This is a genomic window from Parabacteroides sp. AF17-3, assembly GCF_003635445.1.
Taxonomy (GTDB): Bacteria; Bacteroidota; Bacteroidia; order Bacteroidales; family Tannerellaceae; genus Parabacteroides; species Parabacteroides goldsteinii.
In genome coordinates this window covers 210,291-225,374 of the sequence record NZ_QTMM01000010.1, presented here as the reverse complement: position 1 = coordinate 225,374, position 15,084 = coordinate 210,291, and the positions used below count along the sequence as shown (strand labels likewise).

The 15,084-nt window shown below is 42.1% G+C and carries 8 protein-coding genes, 3 tRNA genes and 1 pseudogene; 6 read left to right on the top strand and 6 right to left on the bottom strand.

Annotation, left to right across the window (positions count from 1 at the left end; translation table 11 throughout):
• Positions 1 to 227: 227 nt before the first annotated feature.
• Positions 228 to 2,762 (bottom strand): outer membrane beta-barrel family protein, encoded by a 2,535-nt coding sequence (locus tag DWW91_RS14935; protein WP_007655042.1) that lies wholly within the window; start codon positions 2,760 to 2,762, stop codon positions 228 to 230.
• A 199-nt stretch (positions 2,763 to 2,961) separates the two neighbouring features.
• On the opposite strand from DWW91_RS14935, the gene DWW91_RS14930 reads away from it, so the two are divergent.
• The 3 genes from DWW91_RS14930 to DWW91_RS14920 all read left to right on the top strand — a co-directional run bounded on the left by DWW91_RS14930 (position 2,962) and on the right by DWW91_RS14920 (position 5,936).
• Positions 2,962 to 3,594, top strand: a complete 633-nt coding sequence (locus DWW91_RS14930) for a SagB/ThcOx family dehydrogenase (protein ID WP_048315357.1) — start codon at positions 2,962 to 2,964, stop codon at positions 3,592 to 3,594.
• A 104-nt stretch (positions 3,595 to 3,698) separates the two neighbouring features.
• On the top strand, positions 3,699 to 4,790 hold the full coding sequence (locus tag DWW91_RS14925; RefSeq protein WP_122328194.1) for a metallophosphoesterase: 1,092 nt from the start codon (positions 3,699 to 3,701) through the stop codon (positions 4,788 to 4,790).
• Positions 4,791 to 4,811: 21 nt separating this feature from the next.
• On the top strand, positions 4,812 to 5,936 hold the full coding sequence (locus DWW91_RS14920) for a metallophosphoesterase (RefSeq protein WP_046145389.1): 1,125 nt from the start codon (positions 4,812 to 4,814) through the stop codon (positions 5,934 to 5,936).
• Positions 5,937 to 6,018: 82 nt separating this feature from the next.
• On the opposite strand, the gene DWW91_RS14915 is transcribed toward DWW91_RS14920, so the two are convergent.
• Together DWW91_RS14915 and DWW91_RS14910 are read right to left on the bottom strand one after the other, a co-directional pair.
• Positions 6,019 to 7,779 carry a S41 family peptidase gene (locus tag DWW91_RS14915; RefSeq protein ID WP_122328177.1) on the bottom strand — a complete coding sequence of 587 codons (1,761 nt, stop codon included), beginning with the start codon at positions 7,777 to 7,779 and terminating at the stop codon, positions 6,019 to 6,021.
• 47 nt (positions 7,780 to 7,826) lie between these two features.
• Positions 7,827 to 8,804, bottom strand: coding sequence for an adenosine kinase (locus DWW91_RS14910; protein WP_007655051.1), 978 nt, complete (start codon positions 8,802 to 8,804; stop codon positions 7,827 to 7,829).
• Between the two features lie 106 nt (positions 8,805 to 8,910).
• On the opposite strand from DWW91_RS14910, the gene DWW91_RS14905 reads away from it, so the two are divergent.
• From DWW91_RS14905 to DWW91_RS14895, 3 genes are all read left to right on the top strand, one after another.
• Positions 8,911 to 8,984, top strand: a tRNA-Asn gene (locus DWW91_RS14905).
• A gap of 35 nt (positions 8,985 to 9,019) precedes the next feature.
• Positions 9,020 to 9,093, top strand: a tRNA-Asn gene (locus tag DWW91_RS14900).
• Positions 9,094 to 9,128: 35 nt separating this feature from the next.
• A tRNA-Asn gene (locus DWW91_RS14895) sits at positions 9,129 to 9,202 on the top strand.
• Between the two features lie 398 nt (positions 9,203 to 9,600).
• On the opposite strand, the gene DWW91_RS14890 is transcribed toward DWW91_RS14895, so the two are convergent.
• The 3 genes and pseudogenes from DWW91_RS14890 to DWW91_RS14880 all read right to left on the bottom strand — a co-directional run bounded on the left by DWW91_RS14890 (position 9,601) and on the right by DWW91_RS14880 (position 15,018).
• Positions 9,601 to 12,237, bottom strand: coding sequence for a glycoside hydrolase family 78 protein (locus DWW91_RS14890; protein ID WP_122328176.1), 2,637 nt, complete (start codon positions 12,235 to 12,237; stop codon positions 9,601 to 9,603).
• Between the two features lie 153 nt (positions 12,238 to 12,390).
• A pseudogene (locus DWW91_RS14885) lies at positions 12,391 to 13,254 on the bottom strand (alpha/beta hydrolase); the annotation flags it as partial.
• A 120-nt stretch (positions 13,255 to 13,374) separates the two neighbouring features.
• Positions 13,375 to 15,018: a hypothetical protein gene (locus DWW91_RS14880; protein ID WP_046146397.1), complete on the bottom strand. Its 1,644-nt coding sequence runs from the start codon at positions 15,016 to 15,018 to the stop codon at positions 13,375 to 13,377.
• Positions 15,019 to 15,084: the final 66 nt, after the last annotated feature.

The window sequence follows — 15,084 nt, the reverse complement described above, 5'->3', positions numbered from 1 at the left end:
AAGATTTTTCACCCTATCTATTTAGCGGCTGATAATTGTCAGCCGTTTGGTCGATAATTATGAGCCAATCGGCCGATAATTATGAACCGTTCGGTTGATGGTTATCAACCATTGATTAGTTGCCGTAGTAATTAGAATTAGTAAGGCTGGTAAATGAATACAGATCGTATAGAAACCCAAAAAAGCCCGGACAAAAATCCGGGCCTTTCAGATATTATAATTAAAAATTACATCGACTGCTCTCCGCCGCCCTGATTATTTTCACCACCGCCTTTTGAGTCATCATTGCTGATACCACGGCGTACTTTCTTGATTTGTCCTTTCATTGTTCCGAAGCGGTAAGAGACACTGAAACGGAACTCACGGGCACTACGCCAGTTGGTTGACACATTACGGAACCCTTCCCCATTAGTAGTCATCTCCATCTTCATCGTTTTCCAGAACGGATTGTTTGCACCGACAGAAACAGACAATTTCTTTTTCAGGAAATCCTTACTAACATTCAGACCTGCAAAATAGAAAGGCGACTGCTTACCTTGTAACATGATCCACGGACTGAAATAACCGCCATTCAAGTTAATACGAAAATCTTTAGGTAGTGTAAATTGCGTACCTGCAAATACACGTCCACTAACACCATCTTTCTTCAAATCCAAAGTAGGAGCTTTCAGGTCTGTATAATCAAGTCCACCATTCATATAAATACGGAACCAAGTTGTAGGCGACCAGTTTCCATACAGAAACATACCAACTTGCTGTTTCTTACCTATATTATCATAGGTATTCCACATAGCACCGTTATATTGCGAACGAGGATCGTCTACCGGAAAATCTGCTGTAAAAGAATAACGTTCAATCGGATTATTTACAAATGTATAACTCAGACTAGCATTGATACTGAACTTTTGAGTAAACTTACTGAAGTTCAGGTTCACATTATTACTCTTTTCCGAATCCAGATTCGGATTACCCTGAGAGATATTTTGAGGGTCCACATCGTTAATATACGGATTCAGATACCAGATACCCGGTCGTTGAATACGCATATTATATCCCAAACGGATTTGAGTAGACATGTCTATCTGATAAGTTAAAGTAGCATTCGGTACCACATCAAAATAATTGGTACTGAAATCCATATCCGGTTTGCGAGCAAACTCAGCCTTTAAACTTGTTCCTTCAGCACGTACACCAGCTTTAATTCCAAACTTGTTTAAACGTATCAGGTAGCCCAGATAAGCCGAGTAAATATGTTGTGTATGGCGAAACTGGCTGTTATCCCGAGAATGATCCTCCCACATTTTCGTCGAATCATTATAAATCTGTTCCAACGTATTACTTTTATTCTGACGATTGATATATTTTACACCCGCTTCCAATGTCTGCTTATTAAAAAGTGGAGTTGTATAATCAATCTGTCCGGTATGTTCTATCGTAGAGGCATCATTAATATTCCATTTGGGATATTCATTAGACAGATAGTAATTAACAACATCAGAAAGTTCGGTATTACTTTCACTGTCGTTCGGAGATTGACTGAAACGATAAGAAACGGTCAACAACTCATCTTTTTTAGAAGTAGAATGCTGATAATCCACATTCAAATCTGTAGAACCGAAAGTTCCTTCAGAAACACTGTTACGATGAAATTTATAAATCGGAGATGAATTGAATTCGTCTCCCAGTGGGTTTAATACAGCATCCAACTCCGATAAGTTTTTAGATTTTCCGCGGAACAAATTAGCACCAACACTTATTAAATTCAATGTATCAATTTCATAACTAGCTTCCAGATAACCATATTGGAACGGTCCTTTATACTTGCTACGCCCGTCTTCTATTAATTTAGTTGGTCTACCTTCTGCCAAACGATCTTCATCTGTTTCACGTTCACTATGTGAATCATTCCAAGGTGAGTTACGGTTGTTATAACCATAGTTTGCCGTAAGCCCTAAATTTCCGACCTTCAATGAAACATATCCACCGCCGCCAAAGCTACCTAATGTACTTGCATTCGCACGAACCGTACCAGTATATCCCTGCATTGCATTTTTTGATGTGATAATATTGATAATACCTCCTACGCCTTCTGCATCATATTTGGACCCCGGATCTGTAATTACCTCAATATTTTTGATTGAACTTGCCGGCATACTCTTCAATACGTCTGATGCGTTTTCACCGCTCAACAGGTTAGAAGGTTTACCATTCATATAAATTTTGTAGTTTGAAGAACCCTTCAACTGGATTTTATCTTCACCATCCACGGTTATCATCGGGACTTTACGGAACATTTCCAACGCATTGTTAGTCTTTGCTTCCGGATCATCATCCAGACTATAGGTAATTTTATCCACTTCCACCGTTACCAACGGTTTCTGGGCAACAACCGTTACTTCATTGATCTGCTGGGTGTCATCGTTCATAAACAACTTACCCAGATTCAAGCTTTTCTTACCTTCAGACAATGTAAAGCGTTTTACGGCAGGAAGCTTTCCTAAAGATTGCATAGACATAATGTATGTACCGGGTTGTTTTAATGTGGTGGTAAACTTTCCATCATCATCACAGGCCAACAGTTTGATCGCTTTCTGGGGCGCATTTGCCAAAGCGATACTCAACGTGGCATAAGGAACTGTTTCATTAGACAGGGAATCAACTACCTGTCCCTTGATCGTGTAATCAGCGGCATTCTGGTTCTGCGCACACAAAGGCACAGTCATCATCAACACCAACACTAAGTAGAGCAGTTTTTCTTTCATCAAATTAAAAAAATTTAGAGGTTATCGATTGATTTATTATATTTATTACTAAAAAATAGTGTAAACCCGATGCAAATGTATAAGTTTCTACGAAACCTTCGTATTTAGCGGGATTAAAGATTTGTAAAAGATGTATTTTGCTGTTCGATTAGATGAATTTGTTTTAAATTTGTAGGAATTACTATTAATAAATATAGATATGAGAAAGATTTCAATCATTTTAACCGCTTTATTATTCATTTCCGCTATGAATGCACAGGATCTTAAAGTCATTAAACTCAATGCTCCGGACAAGGCTCGCGGAACAGCTGTTATGAAAGCATTTTCCGACCGTCATTCCGACCGCGAATATGCAGCGAAAGAACTAAGCGCACAGGATCTTTCAGATTTGTTATGGGCTGCCAACGGCATTAACCGTACAGACGGAAAACGCACGGCTCCGTCGGCTTTGAACAAACAGGATATCGATGTGTATGTTATTATGAAAGATGGCGCTTATCTATATGATGCAAAAGCCCATGCACTGAATCCGATAGCAAAGGGAGATCATCGTGCTGCCGTTGGAGGAGGCCAGGATTTCGTTAAAGATGCTCCCGTTTGTCTCGTTCTGGTATCCGATCTTTCCCGTTTCGGTAATGTCGGGGATCACACAAAACTGATGGCGGCAATGGATGCCGGTATCGTTTCACAAAATATAAACTTATGTTGTGCTGGTATAGGATTGTCTACAGTACCCAGAGCAAGCATGGATCAGGCCGCACTGAAAAAAATCCTCAAGCTGACGGACAGCCAGGTATTGATGATGAATAACCCGGTTGGTTATCCGAAATAAATCAGACATTGTCAGATGTGAAACATTTTTCTACTTATACGCCAAAACCTTTTTTCACAAATGAATTGAAGATTATTATGTACATTTGCCGAAAATTTGACAAAATGCCTACAATTTTCATCGCTCTTTTTTGCGCTTACTTTGCAGGGAATATTTATATATTTATCAGAGGGGCACAGACGCTTGTGGCCCAGCCTTTCGGCGTAAAGGTGCTTCTGACAGTTCTATTCTGGAGTTGTGCACTTGCATTCGTAGTCAGTATGCTGGCAAGGAATGTAAAATATCCGGATGTGATGGCACATACCATACACGAAGTGGGAACCGGCTGGCTGGTTTTTACTTTGTATATGGTATTATTCCTGATTGCGTTCGATATATTCAAACTTTTCAACGGGAGTTTTAAATATGGGTTTTACATATCTCTCCTACTGACACTCAGCCTATTAAGTTACGGCTATTATCATTATCAACATCCGAAGACACAAGTTTTCAACATAGTTATCAACAAGGTTGTCAACAGTAATCAACAACCGATGAAAGTTGTTGCCATAAGCGACATCCACCTGGGTTACGGCACAAACAAAGCACAACTAAAGAAATATGTAAGCATGATCAATGCCGAACAACCGGACCTGATCCTGATCGGAGGAGACTTGATAGACAACAGCGTAACGCCTCTTTATGCAGAGAATATGCAAGAAGAGCTTTCGCAACTGAAAGCACCGCAAGGCATTTATATGGTTCCGGGAAACCACGAATATATGAGCGGAATAAAGAAAAGCGTTGATTTTATCCAATCGACCCCGATCAAACTGTTACGCGACACAGTGGTTACACTCCCCAACGGGCTTCAGATAGCCGGACGTGACGACCGTCATAATCCGTCACGCTTATCCCTTCAGGCTTTATCGCAAAACATTGACCCGGATAAACCTGTTATTCTTTTGGATCATCAGCCGTATGACCTGCAGGAAACGGAGAAAGCCGGCATAGATCTTCAATTCAGCGGACACACACATCGGGGACAAATCTGGCCGATGAACCTGCTGACAGACCGCTTGTTCGAGCAAAGTTATGGATACAGACAATGGGGTAACAGCCATATCTATGTATCTTCCGGCTTATCACTCTGGGGACCTCCTTTCCGGATCGGGACGAACAGCGAGATGGTGGTATTCAATATTGCATTCAAATAAAGCCCCGCAAGGCAAACAGGTATGAAAGTCTTTATTCAATCGATAGTAGCACAATTGTTACTGAATCCCTATATCTTTTGGAGGGGCTATCAGGCAATACCGGCTAAAAAAAGCTGGCGTATTCCTTATACATTATTTTTTATACTGGAACTGGCGATTTATTTCTTCGGATTTTTCTTCCGCAAGGAATTGCCGGATCATATAATGACCACGATCCAATATATCTGCAACACCTGGTATATTGCTTCCGTCTATATCACGCTTTCATTGCTGACGCTGGAAGTGCTCAGACTATCTGACCGTTTCTTCCATTGGTTTCCCCAATGGCTGACACAACATTGGAAACAGACTAAGTTAACCCTGTTTTTTGTAATTATAGCCGGAGTATCTTGCCTGATGGTGAAAGCCTACCTGACCGTCGCCTACCCGATAGTCAAAGACGTATATGTCACTCTGCCCAAAGGGAGCAGCGACCGCGACAGCCTGACTGTGGTTATGATGAGCGATTTGCATATCGGCGAAGTGATCGGTAAAAAGCTGGTCCAAAGCTATGTCGCACTAAGTAACGCCCAACACCCGGATATGGTCGTATTGGTGGGCGACATTATGGATTACGAATCCCGTTTTGCCGAGATGGAACATATAGAAGATGATTTACAGCAACTAAAAGCACCGCTGGGTGTATACGTTGTAAACGGCAACCACGAATACCGCGCCAACCGTTTTGCCAAATATCGCTGGCTGGCAAAAACCGGAGCCGTACATCTGATCGACTCGGTCGTACAACCGGATTCAACCTTCTACCTGATCGGCAGAGACGATTATATCAATAAAAAACGGCAGGCTTTACATACGTTAATGGCAGACATCGATACTACCAAACCGATTATTGTTCTGGACCATCAACCCTGGTCATTTGCAGAAATGACCATGAACGGTGTGGATCTGGGACTTCACGGACATACCCATAACGGGCAGTTATGGCCCTATCCCCTGTTAATGAAACTGATCTATGAATGCCCCTACGGTTATCATAAAAAAGGTCCGACCCAGTTTTATGTATCTTCCGGCATAGGCATAGCCGGCCCTCCTTACCGGGTAGGGACTGTATCCGAATTGGTTGTTCTGCATATTAAATTCAAATAGAAAGCCAGAAATCCTTTTCACAAAATAAAAAAAGGGAATAAACAATTTTGTTTACTCCCTCAATATATCGGTCTTATAGATTCTATCCTACAGTCTGATCAAATACATAAGCTATATCACCTCCTTTGGTCGACGAATCAGCTTTTTCGTCAGCCGGTTTGGTTTCTCCTTCTTCCGGGGTGCTTAATGTCTTGCTATATAATTCCGGGTTGCTCAGAACTTCGATCGCTTTATCCAGTACTTCGTCATCTTTCAGGCTTTCAAGCAGTTCGCCTTTCTGGAAATAATAACGTTTTACGATCTCCGAAGCCAGTAACTTTTTAATCTGATCCTTATAAAGGTCGAAATCCCGGTCCAGATTTGGAGTTAAGCGGGCTTCCAATTCAGTGAAAATAGTTGAATCCCTGTCTGTATAGCCTTCTAACTGGGCTACTTCTTTCAGGTTTTTCAAGATCTTTTCGCTCTGACGGTCATAAGTGAAATTCTTTTCTTTCGCATAGTTTTTGAATGCTTCAAAATCCTCATCGGAAACAGTAAACTCTTCCACAGAAGGAATTGTCTTATGTTTCTGTGCCCAATCCGTAACAAAGTCCACCAGGACAAAATCGGTCACCAGATAATACATGATAGTCGGCATCTCTTCTTCCTCTATTTCAAACTCCGGACGTACACCGCCACCGTCACGGACAGGACGCCCTTTCGATGTATAGAATACAGATGTCAGGCTATCCGGAATAGCAGCCACACTGCCGTCCGCTTTCCTGTGGGAATAATCCATCTGCTGGATGCAACGGCCGCTGGGAATGTAATATTTACTCATTGTTACTTTCAGACGCCCTTCATAAGGAAGTTCACGGGTAGACTGTACCAAGCCTTTTCCATACGAACGCTGGCCCACCAATACGGCACGGTCCATATCCTGTAATGCGCCGGAAACGATTTCGGCAGCAGAGGCCGAATTGCCATTGATCAGGACTGCCATCGGCATAATCGTATCGATCGGTTCATTGGATGTACGGTAAGTACGGTCCCACTGGCTAACCTTGCCTTTGGTCGATACTACCTCTTTCCCTTTCGGGACAAACATACCAACGATCTGAGTGGCACTTTCCAGCAAACCACCTCCGTTATTCCGTAAATCCAGGATCAATGATTTTATCTGATGATTCTTCTTTAAATCTTCCAGAGCATTTTTCACTTCCTGTGCGCTCTTATCGGTAAACCCTTTCAGATAGATGTAACCGACACCATCGCCACGAACACCATAATAAGTAACCTGGTCTACCAGAATCTGCTTACGGACCAGTTCCACTTCGCGGGGTTTCTTTTCGTTCGGACGCTGTATCTTCAATACCATTTTTGTATTGGGCACTCCTTTCAGCAGTTCACTGACTTCACTGGATGTTTTATTGCTCGTATCGACTGTATCGATAGCCAGGATGCGGTCTCCGGCTTTCAAACCCGCCAAAGCAGCAGGCATACCTTCAAAAGGTTCAATGATATACACTCCCCCTTCTTTCCGCTCACGGATATAAGAACCGATACCGCCATATTCGCCGGTAGTCATTATTTTCAGTTCATCCATATCCTGTTCCGGATAATAGACAGTATAAGGGTCCAGACCACTCAACATGGCATTGATCCCTCTCCGGACTGTTTTTTCAACATCCACCGAATCCACATAGAACATTTCGACCTCTTTCACCAAAGCATTGAAAATGTCCAGGTTCTTACTTACTTCAAAGCGGTTATCTTTCTGAGCCTGTCCCGGCAAAATACTCCCAGCCAGGAGCAATAAGCAAAACAAACCTATCAATCTTTCTCGTCGTACCTTCTTAAACATAGAATATTTAGTTAATTAACGATGTAAATGTATACATAAAACCCTTTTCAGGATAATATCGCATCTACTTTTAACTTTATTTGTTCCCATTTGTCATCCGGGATCTGAGCCCCGATCACATCTATAATATATCCGGCCAGAAGCGAACCGATCCGGGCCGACTGTTCCAATGTAGCTCCCACAGATTGCCCATACAGGAACCCGGCAGCAAAATGATCGCCTGCTCCGGTTGTATCGACCGGCTTGCCTCCTTCTGCCGGAACGGCAATGACCTGTCCTTTACTTCCCACTAACGCACCTTCCTTACCCAGAGTAACCAAAGAGACCTCTACCATTCCGGAAAGAACCTTTACCGCTTCCTCTGCTTTCAGACCGGTAAAAGCCTCCGCTTCACTTTCGTTGGAGAAAAGAATATCGACATATTCAGGAATAATATCATCCAGCAATCCCTTGAATGCATTTACAATATTAAAATTAGAAAGATCGAGAGCCACTTTCAATCCCAGTTTCTTTGCTTTTTGCATGGTAGTACGAACCAACTCTTCGTTTACCAGCAAATATCCTTCTATATATATACAGTTATACCGGCTAAGGATCTCCTCCTTTATTTCATCCGGCGTAATCGTCGGAGCCGGACCAAGGAATGTACCCATCGTACGTTCACCGTCTTTTGAGATCAATACGGTACAACTGCCCGAAATACCCTCTGTCTTTATAAAATAAGGAGACACGTTCGCATCCTGCAACGCCTTTTCATAATATTCACCAACCGCATCCGTACCGATCTTTCCTATAAAACCGGTATTTGCACCCAGGCAAGCCATTGCACGCATCGTATTACAAACAGAGCCACCCGGAGCCTGGCTTTTCTCCAACCGTTCCTGTGTTTTACGGATAGCGATCATCTGTTCCTGACCGATCATATCCATTGCCCCCTTCTTTATACCTACTTCTGCAAGCACATCATCACTATCTAACCGAAGTAAAACATCTACCAAAGCGTTTCCTAAGCCTATCGTATTCATTTTTTCAAATTTTTTCTGCAAAGATATTGCATATTTCAAAAAGAACCTCTACTTTTGCAGTGCAATTTCAGAAAGGCATACAACAAGCCGCTGAAAGATTGAAAATTCTTCCTTAGCTCAGTTGGTTAGAGCATCTGACTGTTAATCAGAGGGTCCTTGGTTCAAGTCCAAGAGGAAGAGCGAAAAGACATCGGGAAAGACTGAAAGACATATTTTCTTCCTTAGCTCAGTTGGTTAGAGCATCTGACTGTTAATCAGAGGGTCCTTGGTTCAAGTCCAAGAGGAAGAGCGAAAAGACATCGGGAAAGACTGAAAGACATATTTTCTTCCTTAGCTCAGTTGGTTAGAGCATCTGACTGTTAATCAGAGGGTCCTTGGTTCAAGTCCAAGAGGAAGAGCGAAAAAGAGATACTTCAGTGAGGTATCTCTTTTTTTATATAGTATTTCCTACCGGAATCGTTTATAACTAAGTCCGAAAACAACTTATTCTAAAGATAAAAACAATAGCTTCTAAACCCGAAAGCTATTGCTTTTGCAAAATACCATCCCGGTGACGTTCTATCATGACCGGGATGGCATTCCGATATCATCCTGGTGATACACCACTATATCATTCAGCCGAATAGATTGTATGAAAGTCGGTATCATCTGCGTTCGCTAATAGCTTTTTGAGAATGTTTTCAAATGTTAATCGTGACAAACTCAAGGTCAAAAGTAGGTACTTTTTTACCCCGGTTGTAAGCCATATTTGCTATAACGCATTAATAATCAGCTATGACAAACTTTTTGCTGCCCCCTATAAAATAAAGAAATTAAGATTGTGTTTGCCAGCCTCCAGTTTGATAACTTTATCTCCTTTGACATAGTCAGGTAAATAAAGCGTTGCCGTACTGTTTGCCGGAACAACCACTTCATAATTGATCTTCTTTCTGTTCCACTCCCATTTAGAGATGATCTGTCCGTAAGGAGAATCATGTTTTGCTTCAAAATGCTTCAATTCCTTTACAAAATTCGGACGCAATATAATATGTTTGAAACCAGGCTGTTCAGGATCGGGGAAAATACCTCCCAGACCTTTATAGAACCATCCGCCTATCTCTCCGAACATCATGTGATTATCCGAAATATCACGTTCAGCCTTCAAATCCCAGTTTTCCAATAAAGTCGTAGCCCCATTGACGATCCACCAGCCCCATGACGGATAGGTATCCTGTGCAGCTACCTTATAAGCTGTCTCCGGATATCCGTTTTCGCTCAATGCATTCAGGATTGCTTTTGCACCTAATACACCGACATCCAGATGGAATCCGGCTTCTTCCACTTTCTTTGCCAGATTCTTCGCAACTTTAGCGATCATATCTTCCGGTACGATCTTCCATTGCAGAGGAACACTTAATTCCGTCTGGGAACCACCGGCATATATTCCGGTCTCCTTATTCAGATATTTATTATTGACAGCCTCTTTGATCTTTTCGGCTAATGCCGTATAATATGTATAATCATCCTGCTTGTTAAACAGCTTGGCGGCAGTCGCCAATATTTTAGTGTCTACATAAAAATAGACGGATGACGTAAACTCTTTATTGGAACGGGACTTAACCGGAACCCAGTCTCCACGTCCCCAGGATGTCAGATGATTCGGACTCGTACGATCCACATAATTGACATAACGCTTGATATTCTCATAACAATCAGCCAAAGGCTTGCTATCTCCATAAAACATATACAGGTTCCAGGGGATAATAGCTATTGTACTCGTCCAGTCCAGTCCGTTATCCGTACCATACCCCCAGCCTCCGGTTGGTATAATATCGGGAAGTACCCCGTTGGGTTGTTGCTCATCCCGGTGGTCGGCCAGCCATTTTTCATATACGGTAATTCCATCGAAGTTATACAAAGCTGTTTCTATCGCAAAATGACCGTCACCCGTCCATCCGTTCTTTTCGCGTTGCGGACAATCGGTCGGGTATCCCATCAGATTCGACAGATAAGCATTGTTGGTAGCCCACCACAATTTATTTACCAGCTCACTCGATGTCTTGATCTCTCCGGAAGCAGGCACATCGCTGTGCATAAAGAAAGCGGTCAGGCTGTTCTGGTTTAGTTCAATCGGTTTGTCACTGGTTACTTCCACATAACGGAAACCTTTATAATTAAACTTTGCCATAAACTCATCCTCGCCACCGCTAAGAATTAAAATATCGGTCTGGAAAGGATCTTTTTCCTTATCGCCCCTGTAATACACATCAATATTGGACATGTCAATGCGTCCGTTATCAAAAAGCCGTTCTCCATGCATAATTCTGACTTCGGTACCTTCTTCGCCCGATACTTTGATATTGGTTACACCTGCCATATTCTGACCGAAATCAAAAACATATGTCTTGTCATTTATCTTATTGACCGACTTAGCCGGAATAGTCAGCACATTACGGATCGGACGGACCTGCTGTGCCACGATATTTTGAGAAGGAACGCCTCTGAGTCCAACGCCTCTCCACTTGGAATCATCGAAGTCCGGAGTATTCCAGCCTTTCTGTTCGAGCCGGGCATCATAATGTTCACCGGTATAAATACTATTGAATACCAATGCTCCTGAAGATGTTTTCCAGCTAAGGTCCGTCGGGATGGTCTCTACACTGCCGTCACTGTAAGTAATACGAAGATCCAGGCAGAAAGCCGGCCTGTTCCGCCAGGGAGCACGGTCAAAATCCCACACTGCTTTCGATTGATGGTTGTACCATCCGTTTCCAAGCAAGACTCCTATGGCATTGTCGCCATTCCGAAGTTGCCCGGTAACATCATAAGTGACATACAGGTTACGTCTATCGAAACGGGTATACAACGGATCCAGACGGTGGTTACCGATCTTTTCACCATTAATATATAATTCATACAATCCGCCGACAGCGATATAGGCACGTGCCGATTTTATTTTTTTGCCTGTCGTGAATTTTTTCCGGAAATAAGGAGCCGGTTCATAATTGACATCCTGCCCGTCACCAATCCAGGATCCCTGCCAGTTCTTGATGTCCATCATTCCAGTTTCAAAGGAACTGACAGGCGAAAATACTTCTTTATATTCCAGATCGCCGCCTATCACCTTCCAGTAATACTTAGTAAAAGGTTCGAGTTGTTTACCCGCATAAGTGATCAACATATCTCCGGTGTTTATTTTTCCGGTATCCCATATATCAGCTTTTCCGTTAACAACTTTCATCGAGTCTTTATCCACCAGCACACGATATGAAGTCTGTTTCGCTCCTTGCCTACTATCATCCATCCTCCATGAAAGACGAGGAGTCGGATTATCGACACCTATCGGGGTTTCAAGGTGATCACTCTGTAAGCCGGTCAAACGAACAGACTGCCCGCTAACCCCGGAATAACTAAAGAAAGTAGTAACAGTAATAAACAATATAAGCTTTTTCATCCGCTTGTTATTTTATAGTAAAATCATTTATATAAATTATCTTAGTCAAAACATTAGCCGTTCCAAAGCTCTATATTCTAAGAAAAATATTGGTTATAAAAATGATTTTTGATGTAATATATTTGATAGTATCTAAATGATACCTGTTTTTTAAAAACTCAAAAGCCAGGCTTCCAAATCTTGTAACATCTCCTTATTGTATTTGAAATCTTTTCTGCTGCCCCATCCATGTCCTCCGGAAGGATAGATAAAGAAAGAAGCCGGTACCTTATTTTCCTTTAATGCCAGATAGTAAAGTGCACCGTTTTTAGTAGGAACTGCATCATCGTCGTCCGAAAAAGCGATGTAAGCTCTCGGGGTTTCTTTAGTTACCTGCTTTTCATTGGAATACAGATCTTCCAGTTCTTGGGAAGCATCCTTTCCCAATAGATTATCATGAGAGCCGAGATGTGTAAATGATTTGTCCATTGTGATCACAGGATAAAACAGCACCTGAAAAGCCGGTCGCACACTTGATTTTACATGTGTTGCCATAGTGGAAGCCAGATGTCCACCGGCCGAAGACCCCATGATCCCTATATCAGCCGGATTAATATTCCATTCTTTCGCCTTCTCTTTTACCAGCCGTATCGCCTCTTCCGCATCAGAGAAGGGAACCTCTCTATTTCCTCTCGGCATCCGATATTTCAAAACAACATAGGCAATCCCTAACTTGTTAAAAAAAGGAGCCCAGTCATAACCTTCGTGATTATAAGCCAGTCCGCCATAAGCACCTCCCGGGCAAGCTATTATAGCGCGTCCGGTAGCTATTTCTTTTGGAGGCAGAAAAATGCGCAACGAAGGTTTATAGTTCTGAATATTATCATCGAAAGGAGTACGGTCTATACCATTGGTATTCGGAAGTCCGTTCTCCCATAAGTCAAGATTAAACTCTTTTTCGGTAACCTGAGCAGCAACAGGGTTGCAGATGACAAGAAATGCCCAAAGAATAAATAAAGATGTTATTGTTCTCATGATAAACTTAGATTTAATTATACTTATAATGTCTCTTTCCCTCAAAAAACAAGAGCCCGGCTTCTTTTCTCAACAGAGCGTGAAACCGGGCCCTGCAACCGTCCGATTAAAAAAGTTTTATTTTCATTGACCGGTTGTGCAATCAATGACCAACTTGTTACCAGACGGTACAAATCTCAACACATAATCCGTATTATTGCCTTTGACTATACTACCTTTTTCACATGCTACATTATAATTGAATCCTCTGAACTCAGACTTTACAGACGATTTTTCAAAGTCTTTAAATGGCAGGCGGTCAAGTCTGTCCTGCGGAACCCTCAACTCAAGTGCCCAATCCAAACCACTTTCTGCTGCATTACATGAAATATCGATCTTGTCCTCGTTAAACGTGAAAATAAAATTATTCCCGTTCTTATCTTTAGACTCGACATTTAAAACACTCTTTGATGGTTCGCTGACTACGGGATCGGCCAAAACAAGTTCCGTCCCTTTTCCATTCTTATCCAGCTTCACAACCCGAAGTCCAATCTTATCGTCCGGCGTACTCCAGTAGAATCTGTCGATAACCGGTAATGTATAATAGAAAAATTGTCCGCCCGTACCCGGAGTATCCAGATATTCGGACTTCATTTTTTCATCAAACAAATGAATATCCCGGAAACAGAAACCATCTTTTTCCCAATACAAATTAGAACGGTAGAAACGGCTGTTATACCAAACAGACTTGTTTCCTTCATTACGGACATCAGCTAAAGTAGTTATCGCAGTAGCCGGAGTTTTTGGGAATTGTTCCTTAAACCAGCGACCGGATTCTTCCAGTGTCTCTACCCGAATCTTTCCGGCTTTACTCAATGAGTCGAATAGAGGGAATTGCATGATCAGACCTTCTACCATTCCCGACCAGGTAAATGAGTTTTCCTGACCGGCCTGTGCATAATTGAATGCCAGACAGGGTTCATCAACAATCGTTTTAAGGAAATAGTCCACCCACTTTTTACTTTTTCCCCCTTCGGTATATACGGGTTCAAGTGTTATAACACCCTGATGGTTAGAGCCTATCCCAGCATCATATTGGTACATCGGATCGCTGCCTAACATACGGAATACAGGCACCGGGATCTGGTATTCGTCTGTCTGGGCCGGCATATATGCATTCAGCTTACTGGGATAATAGGCTTGGTTCCAATACCCTCCCCACAATGTATAGCCATCAGTACCAACCTGATCCTTGCAGTTACAGGAAGCGACAATACCATATTTTTTATACATATACTCCAACGTATGTGAATCAACATACCAGGATCCTACAGACTTAGGATATTTACCATAAATCTCCTTAAATTTCGCCATATAGACATCCACCAGTTTTTCCCTTTCTTCCAAAGTATATCCCGGAGTAAAAGCGATATTGGCTGTCGATACCCATGAATGTTCTCCGCGCCATTTCAATCCGGCCGCTTCCACATGAGGCTGGGTAATTTCCCACCATGCACCAAGTTCACATGTAGGATTAAGCTTGGTTTTCATCAATTTCTGATACTCCGGATTGATCAGGGCATCATACTGAAACAGAAAAGTTGCCGGAAAGTTATACTGATTAACCAGGTCGATTTGTTTCTCCACCGTTTCAAACATCAGCGCATCCGAGTTTTCCAGACGATAGTCTGTCTGGCGGATAAAATTGACTATATTGATTATTCGCGGAGATTTTTCCTTTTTATTACTTGTTGCCTCTTTCGCCGTAATGCTATTTACAGAAAACATCCACACACTTACAAGTACTGATATAACAACTCTAAAATCCATGGTATCCTTTTTTATATTGAATTA